This window comes from Caballeronia sp. S22, from assembly GCF_964261745.1.
Lineage (GTDB): Bacteria > Pseudomonadota > Gammaproteobacteria > Burkholderiales > Burkholderiaceae > Caballeronia > Caballeronia jiangsuensis.
This window is the reverse complement of sequence record NZ_OZ180035.1, coordinates 1,314,680-1,333,371: the sequence shown is the minus strand read 5'-3', so window position 1 is coordinate 1,333,371 and position 18,692 is coordinate 1,314,680. Positions and strand designations below refer to the sequence as shown.

Genomic DNA, 18,692 nt, shown 5'->3' with positions numbered 1-18,692 from the left:
ATCAGCGCTCCAGTTGTTCGAATTGAATGCGCGGATCGACCCAGACGTAACATAGATCCGAGATGAGCTTCGTCGCGAGGCCGATCAGCGTGAAGAGATAGAGCGTGCCGAGCACGACCGGATAGTCGCGCCGCACGACGGATTCGTACGAGAGCAGGCCGAGCCCGTCGAGCGAGAACAGCGTCTCGATCAGCAGGCTGCCCGTGAAGAACGCGCCGATGAACGCAGCCGGAAAACCGACGATCAGCGGCAGGAGCGCGTTGCGAAACACGTGCTTCCACAGCACCCGGCGCTCGCTCAGCCCTTTCGCGCGCGCGGTCAGCACGTATTGCTTGCGAATCTCGTCGAGGAACGCGTTCTTCGTGAGCATCGTGATGATGGCGAAGCTGCCGACCACCGACGCCATCACGGGCAGCGTGATGTGCCACAGGTAGTCGAGAATCTTGCCGCCCAAGGAAAGCGTCGCCCAGTTGTCGGACGTGAGATTGCGCAGCGGGAACAGTTGCCAGAACGATCCGCCGCCGAAGAGCACGAGCAGCAGCACGCCCAGCACGAAGCCCGGAATCGCGAAGCCGACAAGCACGACGAGACTCGTCGCGACATCGAACTTCGAGCCGTTCCTGACGGCCTTCGCGATGCCGAGCGGCACCGATATCAGATACGTGATGAAGAAGGTCCACAAGCCGATGCTGATCGACACCGGCAGCTTCGACACGATCAGCGACCACACGCTCTGATGCCTGAAATAGCTCTCGCCGAGATCGAAGCGCGCGAACTTGCCGAGCATCAGGACATAGCGTTGCAGCGGCGGCTTGTCGAAGCCGTAGAGCTTCTTGAGCTGCTCGACCTGTTGCGCGTCGACGCCCGAATGCGTGCGCAGGCCGAAGCCGCCACCGCCCTCCGACTGACCGCGCCGCAGATCGTGAACAGCCTGCTCGACGGGTCCGCCCGGCACGAACTGGATCACGACGAACGTGAGCGTCAATACGCCGATGAGCGTCGGGACCATCAAGAGTATGCGTTTAAGGATGTAGCTCCACATGGCGCACCGTCCTTTATTTCGCCGCGGGCGCGGCTTTGGCCCACCACGTCGATATGACCCATTCCTCGGCGCCGTAATACAGCGGCAATGTCGACGGAAAGCCGAGCGTATTGCGATACGCCACGCGATGCGTCGCCGAGTACCAGTGCGGCACCACATAGTAGCCGTTCATCAGCACGCGATCGAGCGCGTGCGTCGCGTCGACGAGTTGCTCGCGCGTCTGCGCGGAAATCACTTTCTGCAGGATCGCATCGACGGCGGGCGACTTCACGCCCGCGAGATTGTCCGAGCCCTGCTCGTCGGCGGACTTGCTGCCGAAGCGCGAGACCTGCTCGGTGCCCGGCACCTGCACGTCGGGCATGCGCACGCTCGTCACGTCGAAATCGAACGCATCGAGACGCTTCTGGATGAGCGCGTAGTCCACGGTGCGGAAGTTCATCGAGATGCCGAGCTTCTGCAGATTACGCCCGAACGCGGCCGCGACCGGCTCCATCGACGCGCCGCCGCCCGTGTCGTCGAGAATCTCGAACGCGAACGGCTCGCCCTTCGCGTTGCGCAGCGCGCCGTCGCGATACGTCCAGCCGGCTTCCCGGAGCAATTCACGCGCCTTGATGAGATTCGCGCGCAGCGACCCGGGCGGATCGGTGTCCGGCTGGCGCGGCATCTCGCCGAACACGGCGGGATCGAGCTCGCTCTTCAGCGGGTTCAGTATCGCGAGTTCGCCTTCGCCCGGCTTGCCTTTCGCCTGCAGATCGGTATTGACGAAAAAGCTGTCGATGCGCCTGTACTGATTGAAGAACAACTGCCGGTTGAGCCACTCGAAATCGAGCGCGAGATCGAGCGCCTGACGCACGCGCACGTCCTTGAAAAGCGGCTTGCGTGTGTTGATGAAAAACCCCTGCATGCCCGTGCCGTTGTGCTGCGGGAACTCGCGCTTGATGAGCTCGCCGCTGTCGAAGCGCTTGCCGATATCGCGCCGGACCCAGCTTCGCGCGATATATTCGACGAGCACGTCGTACTCGCCCGCCTTGAAGGCTTCGAGACGCGCGGTGGAATCGCCGTAAAGCTTGTAGTCGATGTGCGCGAAATTGAACATGCCCGCGCGCACCGGCAGCGACGCGCCCCAGTAATCCGGATTGCGCCTGTACGAGATCGTGCGGCCGTTGTCGAACCGGTCGATCAGATACGGCCCGCTGCCGACGGGCTTCTGAAACGCGATCTGATCGAACGGAATGCGCGTTCCGTCCGGCTTCATCCCCCACTTGCGCGAGAACACCGGAACGCCGCCCGCGAGCAGCGGCATCTCGCGCGTCGCGCTCTTGAATTCGAAGCGGATCGTGAGCGGATCGACAACGACCGCGCGCGCGATCTGCCCGAAGTACACCGAGAACTGCGGCGCGGCCAGCGGACTCTTGAGCGTCTCGAACGAGAACTTGACGTCCTCGGCCGTCACTGGATCGCCGTTGGAGAAGCGCGCTTTCGGGTTGATGTGAAACGTCGTCGACATGCCGTCGGGCGCGACCGCGATATCGTCGGCGAGCAGGCCGTACGCGGTCGCTACTTCGTCGGAACTGCCTGTAGTCAGGCTCTCGAACATCAGCGAAAGACCGGGCGCCGGGTTGCCGCGCAAGGTGAACGGATTGAACTTGTCGAAGCTCGTCAGCCGGTTCGGATTCGCGAGCACGAGCGTGCCGTCGCGCGGGGCATCGGGATTGACGTAATCGAAATGCTTGAAGTCCGCCGGATATTTCGGCTCGCCGTATTGCGCGATTGCGTGAACCGCGTGGGCCGGGGTCGCGAGCCACGCGATCGATCCGGCCAGTGCAAGCGCGATGAATCTGCATGAGGCGCTGAATGAGCGGATCGTCGTGCGAGTCGTCATGTGCCTCTTGGCGCGATGTGTGATGAAGCGTTGAATGACCCGGGCAGAGTCCGAAACGAGCGGCGCGGGAATCCTGGGCGGGGCATTGCATTGTGAGAGAATTCTACCCAAAATCACGCGCCATACGGCTCGCGGCCTACGGGTTTGCATTTAGGCCGATTGCGCCACGCACGCTACGCGCGGTATCCGCTTCATGATCCGCGCGCGACACTGACATCAAAGAAGGAGCATTCATGGGCTTTCTCGCTGGAAAACGAATTCTGCTGACGGGCCTGCTGTCGAACCGCTCGATCGCTTACGGCATCGCGGCGGCCTGCAAGCGCGAAGGCGCGGAACTGGCGTTCACGTATGTCGGCGAGCGATTCAAGGATCGCATCACCGAATTCGCGACCGAGTTCGGCAGCGACATGGTCTATCCCTGCGACGTCGCCGACGATGCGCAGATCGAAGGGCTCTTCGCGTCGCTGAAAGAACGCTGGGACTCGCTCGACGGCCTCGTGCATTCCATCGGCTTCGCGCCGCGCGAGGCGATCGCGGGCGACTTCCTCGACGGCATGACGCGCGAAAACTTCCGCGTCGCGCACGACATCTCCGCATACAGCTTCCCCGCGCTCGCGAAGGCCGCCCTGCCGCTGCTGAAAGACGGCTCGTCGCTGCTCACGCTCTCCTATCTCGGCGCCGAACGCGCGCTGCCGAACTACAACACGATGGGTCTCGCGAAGGCATCGCTCGAGGCGAGCGTGCGGTACATGGCGGCAGCGCCGTCGCTCGGCGGCAAGGGCGTGCGCGTGAACGCCATTTCGGCCGGCCCGATCAAGACGCTTGCGGCGAGCGGCATCAAGGGCTTCGGCAAGATCCTGAATTTCGTCGAAGAGAACGCGCCGCTCAAGCGCAACGTGACGATCGAGCAAGTGGGCAATGTCGCGGCGTTCCTGCTGTCGGATCTGTCGGGCGGCGTGAGCGCGGAAGTCGTTCACGTCGATGCAGGGTTCCACGCGGTCGTCGGCGGAATGGGCGGCGAGGCGGAATAACCGGCTTCTTGCCTGCTTCAAAATAAAGCGCCGCTCACTTTCACGTGAGCGGCGCTTTTTTGCTGCCTGCGACCGTTTAAATGCCGCGTTCACCGATGTCCATGCGGGCCGCCATGACCGTTACCGTGTCCATGCCCATGCCCGTGTCCCGGCGGCGGACCATGATACGGCCCGTGCCCATGCCCGTGATGGCGATTCCAGTCGTTGCGGCTCCAGTAGCGCCGGCCGTCCCAATACCGGTTGCCGTGCCAGCCGATGAACACCGGCGGCGCATACATCGGCGCGGGCTGATAGACGACCGGCGGAGGCGGCGGCGCGTAGACCGGCGTCGGCGCGACATATACCGGCGCCGGAATGCCGATGTTCACGCCTACGTGCACATCGGCGCGCGCGGCGGCCGTCGCGCTCAGCGCTGCGATCACGAGCACACCCGCCACGATTCGTCCCGAAAGATTCTTCTTCATACGCAATCCGACCTCGCTTTTCTGCCTGTTCGCTTGGCACGAAATATAACGGAAAGCTTTCATCGCATTATTTCAGCTTTGTAAGTTTTCGCGCGCTTCAGCTAAATGTCAGGAGAAAGCTTACCTTTTGTTACATTGGGCTCAGGTGGGAAATCCCTGCGAGTGTTGTTTTAGCGGCAAATCCGTCCTATGCCGATAAAGCCGCAACAAAAAAGCCACCCGCTGCGAAGGGTGGCTCTCGGTGCCCTACAACGGCAATGCGCGACGCTCAATGCCAGCCGTTGTGATGGCCGTTGTCATGTCCGTGACCGTGATCGTGGTCATGACCGTGATCGTAATGGCGATAGTAGTCATCGCGATTCCAGTAGCGGCGGCCATCCCAGTAACGATCGCCATGCCAGCCGACCACGACGACCGGCTGCGCGTACATCGGCGGGGGCGGCGGCGCGTACACGACGGGCGGCGGAGGCGGCGCATAAACCGGCGCGGGCGCGACATACACGGGCGCGGGCACCCCGATGTTGACGCCCACGGACACTCCCGCACTGGCCGCGCCGGAGGCCATCAAACCGCCGATCATCACGGCGCCAGCCAGCACGGAAGCCTTCGATACCTTGTTCATGTGATGCCCCACCTCGATGGGTTGTTTGTTGTGTTGACGGGACTATATCGGACGGATGCCCCTTCAAGTGTTCGACTTCGTAACCTGCTATTACCGTCGAAAAACTTACGAAAAGTAAGCTCGCGCGCATGAAAAAGGCGGCCTTCGCATCACGAAGGCCGCCGTCCGCAAACGGGTTTTCTTCCGCTCAGTTCGGCAGTTCCTGCCCCTTCGTTTCCGGCGCGAGCGGAATCACCGCGAGGCCGATGAGGAACGCAACCGCGGTGATCGCGATCGGCACGCCGAGCGTCTTCATGTGGAGCACCATCGCGCCGATGCCGAAGTTCACGATCGCGCCGAAAAAGCGCCCAATCGACGTGCAGAATGCGAACGCGGTCGCACGCACGCGGGTTTCGAACTGCTCGGGCAGCCACAACGAGAACAGCGCGAAGTTGCCGCCGAAGAAGCCGAGCACGACGAGCAGCGCGATGAACGGCACCAGTCCGTTCGGCAGATAGAACGCCCAGCCGAACGCGAGCGCGATCGACGCCGCCATGCCGACGAAGTACACCGCGAGCGTCTTTCGGCGGCCGATCTTCTCGGCCATCGGCGGCAGCGCGAGACAGCCGATGATCGTGCCGATCGAAAGCAGCCCGGTCGCGATCGACGCCATGCGCGCGGCGTCGTGCTTGTCCATGCCGGCCTTCGTCGCGAGCTGGACGACCGCGGACGGCTCGTACACCGCGCCCGCCCACAGCCCGATGATCGCCACCGTCAACAGCACCGCCGCGACGATCGTGCGTTTGCGATATTGCGCATTGAAGATCGTCTTGAGCGAGCTTTCGTGCCTGACGTGCGGATGAACGGTTTCGGCGCGCTCCCACTTGTCGGTTTCCTTCACGCGCAAGAGCACCATGATCGACACGACGACCGGGAACAGGCCGACCAGGAACATCGCGCGCCAGCCGAAGGTCGCGCCGATCGTGTAGTTCAACGCCGCGGCAAGAAAGAAGCCCGCGTAATAGCCGGTCTGCAAATAACCCGCACCCATTTTCCGGCGATCTTCCGGCCACGCCTCCGCGACATACGTCCCGGCCAGCGCCCATTCGCCGCCGATACCCACGCCCGCCAAGAAGCGATAGATGCCGAGCTCCCACACCGTATGCGCGGTCGCAGCGAGGCCGGTGAAGATGGCGAACGTGAAGATGGTCGCGGCCAGCACCTTGGTACGCCCGAAGCGGTCGGCGAGCGGACCCCAGATGAACGAGAGTCCCCATCCCACCAGAAACAGCGCGAAGAGTATCGAGCCGGCGAGCCCGACATTCGCCGGCGTCGCTTCGTAGCCCGAGCGCGGCAACAATTCGGTGAGCGCCGGCGCAAGCACGAGCGCGTAGATGAACGAATCCATTCCGTCGAGCGTCCAGCCGGCCCATGCGCCCCAGAAGCCGGTGATCTGCGACCGGTTGAGCGGCGTCTTCGTGGCGCGGGTGGCGCTTACCTCTCGATCTAGCGTTGTCGGCATGGCCATGTCTCTCCAACGAAATTAACGACGCGCGAGTTAAAAGTGTTTGTTCTGGCGTCTAGGGAAAGCACCGGGGTTTCGTGTGCACTTTTATATATAATATTTGAACAGCAACCCGCGACAACTCCGCACTTTCACCTATCCATGCCGACAGATCTCCTAGCCGTGTCGCCTCCGGCTTCCTTTCACGATGCGCAGTTCGAGCCGCGTCAGAGCACGTCGCGGTTCATCGCGGATGCGCTGCGCGCCGCGATCGTCGATGGCTCGCTGCTGCCGGGCGAGCCGCTGCGCCAGGACGCGATCGCGCGGCAGTTTTCCGTCAGCGCCATTCCGGTGCGCGAAGCGTTTCGCCAGCTCGAAAGCGAAGGCTGGGTGACGATCGAGCCGAACCGGGGCGCGGCGGTCAGCCTGCAATCGGCCGACGAGGCGCGCGAGATCTACGAGATCCGCGCGTCGCTCGAAAGCCTGGCTATCGGCATCGCGATCGGACATCACTCGGCCGAGACGCTCGCCCACGTGAAGCGCCTGCTCGAAGCCGCAGAAAACGAGCCTGATCCCGCGCTTTACGTCGTGCGCAACGAGCAGTTCCATATGAGCCTCTACGCGCCCGCGGATCGCCCGCGTTTGATGGAACTGATCGGCCAGATGCATCGGCGAGGCGAGCGCTATCTGCGCCTTAAGCTCGGGCTTCCGATCCACAAAGATGCATCCGATGCCGAGCATCGCGCGATCTTCGATGCTCTCGTCGCGCGCGATATCGAGCAGGCGCAAATGCTCGTCGCGCGCCATCTGCTCTCGACGGGCGATTTGATCTACCGATTTCTCGCCGATGCCCAATCGCTCGCTCAATCGAGCCACATCAAGAAGAAACGCCGCCCGCGCGCTTCGGCATCTTCCCGCACGACCCAAACGACCCAAACGACTTCTCCAGAGACAGACCGATGAACTCGTCCACACCCGCCGACGCCCTCACCGCAAGCCGGAACTGGAACACGCGCGCGCAGGAAAAAGCGCGGCGCCTGAAGCTGATCGAGCCGTGGCTCGATGGCTTGGTGCTCGATCCCGCGCGCATCGTCGATGCGCTGAGCGCGCTGATCGTCACCGGCGATCGTGTCGCGCTTGAAGGCAACAACCAGAAGCAGGCCGACTTCCTCTCGCGTGCGTTCGCGAAGCTCGATCCGCAGCGGGTGCGCGACATCCATCTGCTCATTTCGAGCATCAGCAGGCCCGAGCATCTCGCGCTCTTCGAGCAAGGCATCGCGCATAAGGTCGATTTCGCGTTCGCCGGGCCGCAGAGCCTGCGCGTCGCGCAACTGCTCGAAGACGGCCAGTTGGAGATCGGCGCGATTTATACGTATATCGAACTGTATGCGCGCATGTTCATCGATCTCACGCCGCAGGTCGCGCTCGTGTGCGCCGTGCAGGCCGATCGTCACGGCAATCTCTATACGGGCGCGAATACCGAGGACACGCCGACGATCGTCGAAGCCACCGCGTTCCGCCACGGCATCGTGGTCGCGCAGGTGAACGAAATCGTCGATGAACTGCCGCGCGTCGATATTCCCGGCTCGTGGGTCGATGTCGTCGTGGAGGCGGACCGCCCGTTCGCCGTCGAGCCGCTCTTCACGCGCGATCCGCGCCACATCGGCGAGTTGCAGATTCTGATGGCGATGATGACGATCCGCGGCATCTACGAGCGTTACGGCGTGACGGCGCTCAATCACGGCATCGGCTTCGATACCGCCGCGATCGAGCTGCTGCTGCCGACGTACGGCGAATCGCTCGGACTGAAAGGGAAAATCTGCACGAACTGGGCGCTCAATCCACATCCCACGCTGATTCCGGCGATCGAATCCGGCTGGGTGCAGAGCGTGCATTGCTTCGGCAGCGAAGTCGGCATGGAGGACTACATCGCCGCGCGCTCCGACGTGTTCTTTACAGGACGCGACGGCAGCCTGCGCTCGAATCGCGTGTTCTGCCAGCTCGCGGGGCAATACGGCGTCGATCTCTTCATCGGCTCGACGCTGCAGATGGACGCCGACGCGAACTCGTCGACGGTCACGCTCGGACGGCTCGCGGGCTTCGGCGGCGCGCCGAACATGGGACACGATCCGCGCGGCCGCCGCCATTCGAGCGAAGCGTGGCTCAAGCTGCTGAAGGACGACGGCCCGAATCCGAAAATCGCGCGGGGTCACAAGCTCGTCGTGCAGACCGCCGAGACGTACAAGAAAGGCGGCGAGCCGACCATCGTCGATGCGCTCGATGCGATCGCCGTCGGCGAGAAAAGCGGCATGCCGATCGCGCCCGTCATGATCTACGGCGACGATGTCACGCACGTCGTGACCGAGGAAGGCATCGCGTATCTGCATGCGGCCGAAGGCGTCGATGAGCGCCGCGCCGCGCTCGCGGCCGTCGCCGGCGTGACGCCCATCGGCATGCGCGCCGATCCTGCCAGAACCGCCGAGTTGAGACGGCGCGGCATCGTCGCGTATCCGGAAGATCTGGGCGTGCGGCGCGGCGAAGCGAAACGCTCGCTGCTCGCGGCGCGCAGCATCGACGATCTCGTCGCGTGGTCGGGCGGCCTCTACGCGCCGCCCGCGCGCTTCAGAAGCTGGTGATCGCGATGAATGCCCTTCCCTTGTTGCGCGAGGACGTCTGCGAAGTTGCGACGTCGCCGCTGATCATCGCGACACACGCCGTCGATGCGCTCATCGCCGAGGCGCGTCTCACGCCCAAGCCCGCGCTCGTCGATGAACGCGGCAGCGGTGCGCATCGCGATCTCGATCTCGACACGATGCTGCGTTCCGCGCGTGCGCTGCAACCGACGTTCCTCGCGATCGCGCGCGCGGCGCATGGCGTGCGGCCATCGCAGACGCTGCGCGAGCAACTGGCGCGCATCGGCCGTGAAGGCGAAGCCGCGATGATGCGCGCGACGAGCGGCAGCAACGCGCATCGCGGCGCGATCTGGATCATCGGACTCCTATGCGCGGGCGCGGCGATGCACGCACCGGACGATGCCGACGCGATCTGCGCGTCGGCTGCTGCGATCGCGCGCTACGACGACCGTTATGCGCCAGTGTCCGTCACGGCGAGTCACGGCGCGCGCGTGAGCGAACGTTATCGGGTCGCGGGCGCGCGGGGCGAAGCCCGCGATGCTTTTCCGCATGCGCGGCTCATCGGCCTGCCTGCGCTCGACGCTGCACGCGCACGCGGTCTCGACGAATCCGGCGCGCGACTCGATGCGCTCATTGCGATCATTGCGTCGCTGGACGATACGTGTCTCCTGCATCGCGGCGGAATGATCGCGCTCGATGCGGCGCAACGCGGCGCGAAGCGCGTGATGAATCATGGCGGCATGGCCACGCAGGAAGGACGCGCCGCGCTCGTGCGACTCGACGCCGACTTGCTGGCGCTGAACGCATCGCCCGGCGGCGCCGCCGATCTGCTCGCGGCGACACTCTTTCTCGACAGTCTCAGGCGTCTCATTTAAGGCGCATCGAAGGGGAACGAACGATGGAAAACATGCGATACGAATATCCGGCCAAACGGCCCGTCACGCGCCGCGCGCATGTCGGCGTGGTCGGCTCGGGCGATCTCGAAGTGCTGCTCTCGCCGTCGCAAAATGCGAACGCGGAAGTGGTGATCCGCACGAGCGTCGATGGCTATGGCCACGTGTGGAAAAGCGTGCTCGACCGCTTCTTTCAGCGCTACGACGGCGCCGCGAAGATCGAGCTGAACGACTTCGGCGCGACGCCCGGGGTCGTCATGCTGAGACTGAACGAAGCCGTCGAAGCGAGCGAAGGAGACACGCCATGAACGCGCACGACACATTTCTCGCGCGGCACAGCTTCATCGAACTGACGGCACGCGAACGCATCCGCGCGTTGCTCGACAAAGGCACGTTCCGCGAACTGCTCGGTCCGTTCGACCGGATCGAATCGCCGTGGCTCGCGATGCAGAACATCGTCTGCCAGTCCGATGACGGCGCGGTCATCGCGCGCGGCATGCTTGGTGGCGAGCCCGCGCTGATCGCCGCGATCGAGCCTGCGTTTCAGGGCGGCAGCATCGGCGAAGTGTCGGGTGCGAAGATCGCCGCCGCGCTCGAACTGGCTCTGGGCGAATTCGAAGCCGGACGCGCGATCCGCCCCGTCGTGCTGTTCGAAACCGGCGGCGTGCGCTTGCAGGAAGCGAATCTCGGGCTTGCGGCCATCGCGGAAATCCAGGCGGCGATCGTCGCGCTGCGCGCTCATGTGCCGGTGGTCGGCGTGATCGGCGGGATGGTCGGCTGTTTCGGCGGCATGTCGCTCGCGGCCGCGCTCTGCACCGAACTCGTGATGACGCGTCAGGCGCGGCTCGGCATGAACGGGCCGGAAGTGATCGAACAGGAAGCGGGCATCGAAGAACTCGATTCGGGCGACCGGCGTCTGATCTGGTCGATGATCGGCGGCGAGGAACGCGTCGCGGTCGGGCTTGCGGACACGCTCGTCGAAGACGATACCGATCAGGTCCGCGAAGCCGTGCTCGCCGCGTTCAAGCGAGGCGTGCCGATGCAGCATCGCACCGAAAATATCGACGGCTTCATCGCGCGGCTTGCGCAAGTGAACCCGGACGCGATCGATCCCGACACGCTGCGCACACTCTGGGGCACATCATGACCGACGCACTTTCCCGCGGCGAACGCTGGCTCGACGCGCTGACTTCGCCGTCCACGCGAACCGAAAGCGGACCGATCCGCGCCCGCGACGGCCAGCTCGATGGCGAACGCGCGAGCTTCTTCGCCGTCGTGCCCGATCCGGAAAACCGCTTTCCCCGCGCGACCGAAAACGTCGTCGGACTCGAGCAAGGCTGGCTGCTCGCGCGCGCCGTGCGCGAAGCCATCGACGCCGATCGCGATGCCGGCGTGAAGCGCCCGATCGTCGCAGTCGTCGATGTGAAAAGCCAGGCGTACGGACGCCGCGAGGAACTGCTCGGCATTCATCTCGCGTGCGCGGCGGCCGTCGACGCCTACGCGAGCGCGCGGCTCGCGGGTCATCCGGTGATCGCGCTGATCGTCGGGCCCGCGATGTCGGGCGCGTACCTCGCGCACGGCTATCAGGCGAACCGCATCGTCGCGGTCGACGCACCCGGCACGGCCGTTCACGCGATGGGCAAGGAAGCCGCCGCGCGCGTCACGCGACGCAGCGTCGAGAGTCTCGACGCGCTCGGCGACACCGTCCTGCCGATGTCGTACAAGATGAGCGCGTACGCGAAGCTCGGCTTGCTGCACGAACTGATCGAAGGCGTCGATGCCGATGCGCCCTCTTCCGTCGATATCGAGCGCGTGAAAGCATCGCTCGCGGCAGCGGTGAAGGACGCGCGCAACGGTCCGCGCGACCTGTCGGTGCGTCTCGCTTCCGACGATGCGAAACGCACGCGGGCGGCGTCGATCGAAGTGCGCAGACGCATGCGCGAGCAGTGGAGCGCGTGATGAACCAGATGCCGCGTCCGCACGATCTGCTGCGGCTCGCGCCCGGCGCGACGATGTTGGACGAAGCGCCGGATTGGGTCGCTGCGTCGCTCGTGCGCGCGCCGTTCGTCGTCGTGCGGCGCGCGCCGCGTATCGGCGATGCGATCGCGGTCGGCGTGCGAGGCGCGACGCGTGGTGAACGCTTCGGCACGTGGATCGAGCCGCGCTGGATCGAAGCGATCCTCACGCCGGAAGATCTGCGCATGCGCGAGCCCGATCAAGCGCGCGCCGCGCTGCCCGCGTTCGCGTTGCTGCGCGCGGTGCCTTCCATCATCGATCGATGCAACCTCGACTGGGGTCCAACCGGCAGCGCTGGTTTCGAACTCGCGAGCGCGATGCCGACGATCACGCGCGACAGCGACCTCGATATCGTCGTGCGCGCGCCGGAGCCTTTGCCGCGCGCCGACGCATCGTCGCTCTTCGACGCGCTCTCGCGCGCCGCGCAGGTAGCGGGCACGCGCGTCGACGTGCAGATCGAAACATCCGACGCGGCGTTCTCGCTCGCCGAATTCGCGCGCGCGAATCAGCATCGAGGCCTGCGCGTGATGCTGCGGCATGCGGACGGCCCACGGCTCGTCGACGATCCGTGGGCGGCGGCATGATCGCGTATCTCTTTCCCGGACAAGGCGCGCAGACGCCCGGCTTTCTGCATCGTCTCAGCGGCGACGCGCCGCATCCGGCGATCGCGCGCACGCTCGCGGAAGCGTCCGCCGTGCTCGGCGAAGACGTGCTCGCGCTCGACACCGCCGATGCCCTCGCATCGACGGTCGCCGTGCAGGTCACGCTCGTCGTCGCGGGCGTCGCGGCGGCGCGCGCGCTCGCGGAGGAAGGCATCGAGCCGGAAGCCGTCGCGGGCCTGTCGGTCGGCGCGTATGGCGCGGCGGTCGTCTGCGGCGCGATCGCTTTCGACGACGCGCTGAAGCTCGTGCGCCTGCGCGCCAGATTGATGCAGGACGCCTATCCGCGCGGTTACGGCATGCTCGCGGTGCTCGGTCTGAATGAGCGCGAGATCGCCCGCGCCATCGCCGACAGCGGCGCCGATGCCTACATCGGCAATCTGAACGCGCCGCGCCAGATCGTCGTGTCGGGCAGCGATGCCGCGCTCGCGCAGGTCCGCGAAATCGCGCTGGCGCGCGGCGCGCGCAAGGCCGAACGGCTCTTCGTGAGCGTGCCGTCGCATTGCGTGCTGCTCGAAAAAGCCGCCGAAAGTCTGATCGACGCGGCGCGCGACGTGCGCATCGACACGCCGCGTATCGCGTATGTCGGCAATCGCGGCGCGCGCGTGCTGCGCCATGCCGATGCCATCCGCGAAGACCTCGCCAACAATCTGCGCTATCCGGTGCGCTGGCACGATTCGACCATCGCGCTTTCCGAGCTCGGCGCGAAAATTTTCGTCGAGATGCCGCCGGGACAGACGCTGACCTCCCTTCTCGCCGACGCCCTGCCCGGCGCGCCCGCCTACGCGATGGACGCCGCGCCGATCGGATCGATTGCCGCGCGCGTGCGGATCGCACGAAACCGCGCGAACGATTGATTCGCTTCCCGTGCGCGACTGATGCGCGCTTCGCGCTGGCGTTTTTATCCTTTCTGCCTACAAAATCGGAATTTTCGTGTAGCTTACAAGTCGACTGTCATTAGCATTGCGCCGGCGTCCGCGCATTTCTGCGCAACGACAACCAAAATGACATTCCAAAGGTAAAACTATGACGATCTTCCGCATCGCGCTTGCGGCATCCGCCGTGTTCACCCTCGCATCGTGCAGCAGCATGGGCAGCATGGATCCGAATCAACTGATGCAATCCGGGCAACTGGCGACGCAGGCGCTGTCGCTCAGCGATTCCGACGTCCGCACGCTGTCCGACAAATCCTGCGTTCAACTCGACAAGGAAAACCAGATTGCGCCGGCCAACAGTCCGTACACGCAGCGCTTGAACAAGATTTCGAAGCAGCTCGGCGACAACATCAACGGCGTGCCCGTCAACTACAAGGTCTACATGACGAAGGACGTCAACGCGTGGGCGATGGCGAACGGTTGCGTGCGCGTCTACAGCGGCCTCATGGACCTGATGAACGACGACGAAGTGCGCGGCGTCGTCGGGCACGAAATGGGTCACGTGGCGCTCGGCCACACCAAGAAGGCGATGCAGGTCGCGTATGCGACATCGGCGGCGCGCTCGGTGGCGGCGTCGGCGGGCGGGGTCGTCGGGAATCTGTCGGCGTCGCAGCTCGGCGATCTGTCGGAGAAGTTCGTGAACGCGCAGTTCTCGCAATCGCAGGAAAGCGCCGCCGACGACTACTCGTTCGACACGCAAAAGAAGAAGGGATACAACCCGGCGGGACTCGTGACCGCGTTCCAGAAACTCGCATCGATCGATGGCGGCAAGTCGAGCATGCTCGATTCGCATCCGTCGTCGCCGGCGCGGGCGAAGCATATTCAGGATCGGATCGCGTCGGGGAAGTAACGCGTAGTTGAGCGCAACGCGCGCGCGGTAACGCGCGCGCGTTGGCAAAGAACAATCAGAAGAAGTAGTAGTGCACGCCCACGGTCAGGCTATCGTTGCGGCGATGACCGCCCTGGTAGCTCGACGTGTCGCCGGTATATTCGGCTGCCACGCTCCAGTTTTTCTCGAGCTTGTATTCGACGCCGCCGCCGTAATGCAGACGCGTATCGGGCCACGTGCCCGTGAAGCCGATGCGGCCGTACGGCATGATGTTTCCGTCGACGGGCATGCCGAACTTCAGGTCGATGCCGCCGTCCTTTTTGGTCGTCGAGCCGTCGTGAAAATCCATGAATCCTTCGAAGCCGATCACGAACTGGCCGACGTCGTAATTCACGCCGGCCACGAGACCGGGGAAGTACGTCGTCTGCGTGGACTTCGGGTCCGGGCCGGTAATGTCCGACCAGTCGACACCGAACTTCGCGCCGACATAAGGACCGGCGAACTGGCTATGCGGGCCTTGGACGCCCATCAGCTTGAGAAGAGTCGGATCGAGCGCTTCCGAATGCGCCTGTGCCGCGCAAAGCAGCGACAAGAGCGCTGGAGCAATGAGCTTTCTGATAACTGCCATGACTGAACTGCCAACCTTGAAAAAGGTGTTGCCCGATGGCGTCGGCGCATTCGGGCAATACCGTAATCGGGACAACGAACGTACGCGTTGCGTTGCACTCTTGCTTGCCTGACGGCAAGCAACCCGCGAGGTTAGTTAGCTCCGGTCAGCATAGAAAGCGGAAATGTCCTAAAGCGAGGTGGCGTGTTGTCGTATGAACTTCGCGCAGGATAACGAACCAATTCGCTGGCACGAAAGCCGATCGCCGCGCAAAAAGAAAAAGCCCCGCAAGTTTTTAAGCTTGCGGGGCCTTTCTACGACAACTGGCGGAGACGGAGGGATTCGAACCCTCGATCCAGTTTTTAGCCAGATGCTCCCTTAGCAGGGGAGTGCCTTCGACCTCTCGGCCACGTCTCCCAAACTTTTCGTCGCACCGGGAGTGCAGTGCAACGAGATCGAGATAATAACGTGTTCGCAGGCGCGGGTCAAACTGGCGTGATTATTTTTTTCAAAACGATCAATACCGAAAGGCCCTGCTCCGCAAACCGCAACGGAGCGCAGGATTCAAACCCGCGCAATTTACGCGCGGTCGAGCTCGAACGCCTTGTGCAGCGCGCGCACGGCGAGTTCGGTGTACTTCTCGTCGATCAGCACCGAAATCTTGATCTCCGACGTGGAGATCATCTGGATGTTGATGCCCTCTTCCGACAGCGTGCGGAACATCGTGCTCGCGATGCCCACGTGCGAGCGCATGCCAACGCCCACCACCGACACCTTCGACACCTTCGGATCGCCCAGAACGGTTTCCGCCTGGACGTGGCCCTTCACCTGGTTGTTCAGGATTTCGAGCGCGCGGTGGTAATCGCCGCGGCCGACCGTGAACGTGAAGTCGGTCTTGCCGTTCACGCTCTGGTTCTGAATGATCATGTCGATGTCGATGTTCGCATCGGCGACCGGCCCGAGAATCTGATACGCGACGCCCGGCTTGTCGGGCACGCCCATGACCGCGATCCGCGCTTCGTCGCGCTGGAACGCGATGCCAGAAATCACTGCTTTTTCCATGTTCTCGTCTTCTTCAAAAGTAATCAGGGTGCCGGAGTGCATTTCGGCCTCGAGCGGCATCAGCGGATCGGTCAGGCTGGAGAGCACGCGCGTCTTCACCTGATACTTGCCGGCGAATTCCACCGAGCGGATCTGCAGCACCTTCGAGCCGAGGCTCGCCATTTCCAGCATTTCCTCGAAGGTCACGCGGTCGAGCCGGCGCGCTTCTTCGACGACGCGCGGGTCGGTCGTGTAGACGCCGTCGACGTCGGTGTAGATCAGGCACTCGTCCGCCTTCATGGCCGCCGCAATGGCCACCGCCGACGTGTCCGAGCCGCCGCGGCCGAGCGTCGCGATATGACCTTCGGGATCGACGCCCTGGAAGCCCGTGATGACCACGACCTTGCCCGCGTCGAGATCCTTCAGCACGCGCTCGCCGTCGATTTCGCTGATGCGCGCCTTCGTGAACGCGCTGTCCGTCTTGATCGGCACCTGCCAGCCGGCATAGCTCACGGCGTCGAGACCTTCGGCGTGCAGCGCGATGGCGAGAAGCCCCACGCTCACCTGCTCGCCGGTGGAGGCAATCATGTCGAGTTCGCGCGGGTCCGGGTCGGCCTTGATGTCGCGTGCGAGGCCGAGCAGGCGATTGGTTTCGCCGGACATCGCCGAGGGCACGACGACCATCTTGTGGCCTGCCTTGTGCCATTTGGCGACGCGCTTGGCGACGTTCTTGATGCGCTCGACCGAGCCCATCGAAGTGCCGCCGTATTTGTGTACGATGAGTGCCATTGTCGTTTTGAACTGGAGGGAAAACCGCGCTTCACGCGCGTTGGCGCGAGAGCGCTTGAGACTCGCGCTCGATTTGCTTCAGGGGATGTCGAAGCCTACGAACAGCGGGCGCTGCCGCACGCCCGTCGCGCGCTCGCACGAATGTTGTACGCGGCGCACGGATGCGTCGATGCGGGCGAAATCGAGTCTTTTGAACGGAGATGCCGCGCAAAAACGCGCTTGGGCGAAACGAGTTACCGTACCCGATCGAGGCTGAAATTACAAGATGGAGCGCCGGTGACGGCGATTTTACCGGCTTCGGCGCAACGGCTGCTCAAAAGCACCCTACGCCAGCAGCAAATCCGGCCGCCACGAAATGCGGCACAGCGACCCGAGCGCCGCGCTCGGCGCCGCGTCGCGATTCACGCCCACATGCGGCACGAACAGCAACGCCTCGCCGACGAAAAGCAGCGGCACGTCGCGCTTCCAGGCGGGCACGCCGCGCTCCTGAAACAGGTTCTTGAGCGTGCGGCTCGGCGCTTCGGACGCGACGCGCATGCGCTCGCCGCCGGCACGCGAGCGCGCGACGAGCGGCGCGGCACGCAACACGCCCTCGCCGACGACGTCATCGGCGGGTTCATCGACGAGCTCGAACACGAACGAGCCGCGCCACTGCGGCAGACGCCATACCTCTTCGCCCTGCCATTGCAGTTCCTGCGCGGCTTTTAACGCGGGCGCGCCTTCGTCGAGATCGGGCGCATCGCCGCTGTCGCCCGGTTCCCAGAACAGCACATTGCGATAAACACGCAAGCTGTGACCGGCATGATCGACGCGCAGCGCATGGCCATCGCGCGCGGTGGCCGCATCGCGCAACTGGCGCAGCATGTCGGCGATACGCGCCGTCGATGCAGCCAGCAAGCCGCGCGAGCGCATCCAGAAACGCATGAGGTTGATCGCGCGGTCGTCGTCGAGGGCGAGGAACGCGTCGAGCATCAGCGCGCCCTCTTCGCCCGCGCTCTGCACGTGCGCCAGATCGATGCGCGCGAGCTGGTCCAGCAGCCGCTGCGCCGACGCCGCATGCGATGCCGTGCGCGCAAGCGCGTCGCGAAAACCGGGGAAATGCACCGCGAGCACGGGCAGCACGTCATGCCGCAGCGCGTTGCGCGAATAGCGCGTGTCGCCGTTGGATTCGTCGTCGATCCAGCTCAGATCATGTTCGTGCGCGTATTGCTCGAGCTGCGCGCGCAGCAACCGCAGCAGCGGACGCAGACGCGGCACCGCGCCGTCCGCGCGCTGCGGCGCCATCGCCGCGAGACCCGCGACGCCCGCGCCGCGCAGCAGTTGCAGCAGCACGGTTTCGGCCTGATCGTCGGCGTGATGCGCGATCAGCAGTGCGCTCGCGCCGTGCTCGTCGCAGAGGTCGTCGAGCGCACGGTAACGCGCGTCGCGCGCCGCCGCTTCGAGGCTCTCGCCGCCCGCGCGCGCGACATCGACATGACGGGCGGCGTAACGCACGTCGAGCGATGCCGCAAAGCTTTCGCAATGCGCGGCCCACGCATTCGCGTTGGGGCTCAGGCCATGATGAATGTGGAACGCGACGACCCGCCGCGCGCCGAAGCAGCGCACGGCCGCGTCGAGCAGCACGGTGGAATCGAGCCCGCCGCTCAATGCGACCGCGAGAAGCGCATCGGAGGAAAGATCCGCGTCCGAAACCGTCGCGCGCACCGCCTCGAAGACGAGGCGGCCGGCTGGGGTTTCGTTATCGGATGTCACGAGAGTTCGTGAAA

The 18,692-nt window shown here is 64.4% G+C and carries 18 protein-coding genes and 1 tRNA gene; 10 read left to right on the top strand and 9 right to left on the bottom strand.

What is annotated here, in order from left to right:
• Window position 1: 1 nt before the first annotated feature.
• The gene (locus tag ACEN42_RS06270; RefSeq protein ID WP_371880933.1) at window positions 2-1,042 is read right to left on the bottom strand and encodes a microcin C ABC transporter permease YejB; all 1,041 of its coding nucleotides are present in this window, start codon (window positions 1,040-1,042) and stop codon (window positions 2-4) included.
• A gap of 13 nt (window positions 1,043-1,055) precedes the next feature.
• Complete coding sequence (locus tag ACEN42_RS06265) at window positions 1,056-2,924, bottom strand: extracellular solute-binding protein (RefSeq protein ID WP_371880932.1); 1,869 nt, start codon at window positions 2,922-2,924, stop codon at window positions 1,056-1,058.
• Between the two features lie 233 nt (window positions 2,925-3,157).
• Between ACEN42_RS06265 and fabI the strand changes: the two genes are divergently transcribed.
• A complete protein-coding gene (gene fabI, locus ACEN42_RS06260) occupies window positions 3,158-3,955 on the top strand; it encodes an enoyl-ACP reductase FabI (protein WP_371880931.1) in 798 nt (265 codons plus the stop codon).
• Window positions 3,956-4,044: 89 nt separating this feature from the next.
• Here the strand turns inward: fabI and ACEN42_RS06255 are convergent, their stop codons facing one another.
• From ACEN42_RS06255 to ACEN42_RS06245, 3 genes are all read right to left on the bottom strand, one after another.
• The gene (locus tag ACEN42_RS06255) at window positions 4,045-4,419 is read right to left on the bottom strand and encodes a hypothetical protein (protein ID WP_187608852.1); all 375 of its coding nucleotides are present in this window, start codon (window positions 4,417-4,419) and stop codon (window positions 4,045-4,047) included.
• Between the two features lie 268 nt (window positions 4,420-4,687).
• The gene (locus ACEN42_RS06250) at window positions 4,688-5,041 is read right to left on the bottom strand and encodes a hypothetical protein (protein ID WP_187608851.1); all 354 of its coding nucleotides are present in this window, start codon (window positions 5,039-5,041) and stop codon (window positions 4,688-4,690) included.
• 187 nt (window positions 5,042-5,228) lie between these two features.
• Complete coding sequence (locus tag ACEN42_RS06245) at window positions 5,229-6,542, bottom strand: MFS transporter (RefSeq protein ID WP_187608850.1); 1,314 nt, start codon at window positions 6,540-6,542, stop codon at window positions 5,229-5,231.
• A gap of 144 nt (window positions 6,543-6,686) precedes the next feature.
• On the opposite strand from ACEN42_RS06245, the gene ACEN42_RS06240 reads away from it, so the two are divergent.
• The 9 genes from ACEN42_RS06240 (at window position 6,687) to ACEN42_RS06200 (ending at window position 14,510) form a co-directional block, all read left to right on the top strand.
• On the top strand, window positions 6,687-7,487 hold the full coding sequence (locus ACEN42_RS06240) for a GntR family transcriptional regulator (RefSeq protein WP_371881076.1): 801 nt from the start codon (window positions 6,687-6,689) through the stop codon (window positions 7,485-7,487).
• A complete protein-coding gene (gene mdcA, locus ACEN42_RS06235; protein ID WP_371880930.1) occupies window positions 7,484-9,160 on the top strand; it encodes a malonate decarboxylase subunit alpha in 1,677 nt (558 codons plus the stop codon). Before ACEN42_RS06240 ends, mdcA begins: the two co-directional genes overlap by 4 nt.
• A 5-nt stretch (window positions 9,161-9,165) precedes the next feature.
• Window positions 9,166-10,032, top strand: coding sequence for a triphosphoribosyl-dephospho-CoA synthase (locus tag ACEN42_RS06230; protein WP_371880929.1), 867 nt, complete (start codon window positions 9,166-9,168; stop codon window positions 10,030-10,032).
• 23 nt (window positions 10,033-10,055) lie between these two features.
• Window positions 10,056-10,358 carry a malonate decarboxylase subunit delta gene (locus ACEN42_RS06225; RefSeq protein WP_106856370.1) on the top strand — a complete coding sequence of 101 codons (303 nt, stop codon included), beginning with the start codon at window positions 10,056-10,058 and terminating at the stop codon, window positions 10,356-10,358.
• On the top strand, window positions 10,355-11,197 hold the full coding sequence (locus tag ACEN42_RS06220; protein ID WP_371880928.1) for a biotin-independent malonate decarboxylase subunit beta: 843 nt from the start codon (window positions 10,355-10,357) through the stop codon (window positions 11,195-11,197). The genes ACEN42_RS06225 and ACEN42_RS06220 overlap by 4 nt, the downstream gene beginning before the upstream one ends.
• Window positions 11,194-12,009, top strand: coding sequence for a biotin-independent malonate decarboxylase subunit gamma (gene mdcE, locus ACEN42_RS06215; protein ID WP_371880927.1), 816 nt, complete (start codon window positions 11,194-11,196; stop codon window positions 12,007-12,009). The genes ACEN42_RS06220 and mdcE overlap by 4 nt, the downstream gene beginning before the upstream one ends.
• Complete coding sequence (locus ACEN42_RS06210; RefSeq protein ID WP_371880926.1) at window positions 12,009-12,650, top strand: malonate decarboxylase holo-ACP synthase; 642 nt, start codon at window positions 12,009-12,011, stop codon at window positions 12,648-12,650. The genes mdcE and ACEN42_RS06210 overlap by 1 nt, the downstream gene beginning before the upstream one ends.
• Window positions 12,647-13,582 (top strand): malonate decarboxylase subunit epsilon, encoded by a 936-nt coding sequence (mdcH, locus tag ACEN42_RS06205; protein WP_371880925.1) that lies wholly within the window; start codon window positions 12,647-12,649, stop codon window positions 13,580-13,582. Before ACEN42_RS06210 ends, mdcH begins: the two co-directional genes overlap by 4 nt.
• A 169-nt stretch (window positions 13,583-13,751) precedes the next feature.
• A complete protein-coding gene (locus ACEN42_RS06200; RefSeq protein ID WP_273654952.1) occupies window positions 13,752-14,510 on the top strand; it encodes a M48 family metallopeptidase in 759 nt (252 codons plus the stop codon).
• A gap of 55 nt (window positions 14,511-14,565) precedes the next feature.
• Here the strand turns inward: ACEN42_RS06200 and ACEN42_RS06195 are convergent, their stop codons facing one another.
• The 4 genes from ACEN42_RS06195 to tilS form a co-directional block, all read right to left on the bottom strand.
• Window positions 14,566-15,117, bottom strand: a complete 552-nt coding sequence (locus ACEN42_RS06195; RefSeq protein WP_371880924.1) for a porin family protein — start codon at window positions 15,115-15,117, stop codon at window positions 14,566-14,568.
• Window positions 15,118-15,420: 303 nt separating this feature from the next.
• Window positions 15,421-15,513 (bottom strand) — tRNA-Ser (locus ACEN42_RS06190).
• 162 nt (window positions 15,514-15,675) lie between these two features.
• Window positions 15,676-16,926, bottom strand: a complete 1,251-nt coding sequence (locus ACEN42_RS06185) for an aspartate kinase (protein WP_035503032.1) — start codon at window positions 16,924-16,926, stop codon at window positions 15,676-15,678.
• Window positions 16,927-17,250: 324 nt separating this feature from the next.
• Complete coding sequence (tilS, locus tag ACEN42_RS06180) at window positions 17,251-18,678, bottom strand: tRNA lysidine(34) synthetase TilS (protein WP_371880923.1); 1,428 nt, start codon at window positions 18,676-18,678, stop codon at window positions 17,251-17,253.
• Window positions 18,679-18,692: the final 14 nt, after the last annotated feature.

Coding starts and splice junctions, on each gene's coding strand:
- ACEN42_RS06250 (WP_187608851.1), bottom strand. CDS start 5,041: ATGAACAAGGTATCGAAGGCTTCCGTGCTGGCTGGCGCCGTGATGATC.
- ACEN42_RS06230 (WP_371880929.1), top strand. CDS start 9,166: ATGAATGCCCTTCCCTTGTTGCGCGAGGACGTCTGCGAAGTTGCGACG.
- ACEN42_RS06200 (WP_273654952.1), top strand. CDS start 13,752: ATGACGATCTTCCGCATCGCGCTTGCGGCATCCGCCGTGTTCACCCTC.
- ACEN42_RS06185 (WP_035503032.1), bottom strand. CDS start 16,926: ATGGCACTCATCGTACACAAATACGGCGGCACTTCGATGGGCTCGGTC.
- ACEN42_RS06255 (WP_187608852.1), bottom strand. CDS start 4,419: ATGAAGAAGAATCTTTCGGGACGAATCGTGGCGGGTGTGCTCGTGATC.
- mdcA (WP_371880930.1), top strand. CDS start 7,484: ATGAACTCGTCCACACCCGCCGACGCCCTCACCGCAAGCCGGAACTGG.
- ACEN42_RS06245 (WP_187608850.1), bottom strand. CDS start 6,542: ATGCCGACAACGCTAGATCGAGAGGTAAGCGCCACCCGCGCCACGAAG.
- ACEN42_RS06220 (WP_371880928.1), top strand. CDS start 10,355: ATGAACGCGCACGACACATTTCTCGCGCGGCACAGCTTCATCGAACTG.
- ACEN42_RS06240 (WP_371881076.1), top strand. CDS start 6,687: ATGCCGACAGATCTCCTAGCCGTGTCGCCTCCGGCTTCCTTTCACGAT.
- ACEN42_RS06270 (WP_371880933.1), bottom strand. CDS start 1,042: ATGTGGAGCTACATCCTTAAACGCATACTCTTGATGGTCCCGACGCTC.
- ACEN42_RS06195 (WP_371880924.1), bottom strand. CDS start 15,117: ATGGCAGTTATCAGAAAGCTCATTGCTCCAGCGCTCTTGTCGCTGCTT.
- ACEN42_RS06265 (WP_371880932.1), bottom strand. CDS start 2,924: ATGACGACTCGCACGACGATCCGCTCATTCAGCGCCTCATGCAGATTC.
- mdcE (WP_371880927.1), top strand. CDS start 11,194: ATGACCGACGCACTTTCCCGCGGCGAACGCTGGCTCGACGCGCTGACT.
- mdcH (WP_371880925.1), top strand. CDS start 12,647: ATGATCGCGTATCTCTTTCCCGGACAAGGCGCGCAGACGCCCGGCTTT.
- ACEN42_RS06210 (WP_371880926.1), top strand. CDS start 12,009: ATGAACCAGATGCCGCGTCCGCACGATCTGCTGCGGCTCGCGCCCGGC.
- ACEN42_RS06225 (WP_106856370.1), top strand. CDS start 10,056: ATGGAAAACATGCGATACGAATATCCGGCCAAACGGCCCGTCACGCGC.
- fabI (WP_371880931.1), top strand. CDS start 3,158: ATGGGCTTTCTCGCTGGAAAACGAATTCTGCTGACGGGCCTGCTGTCG.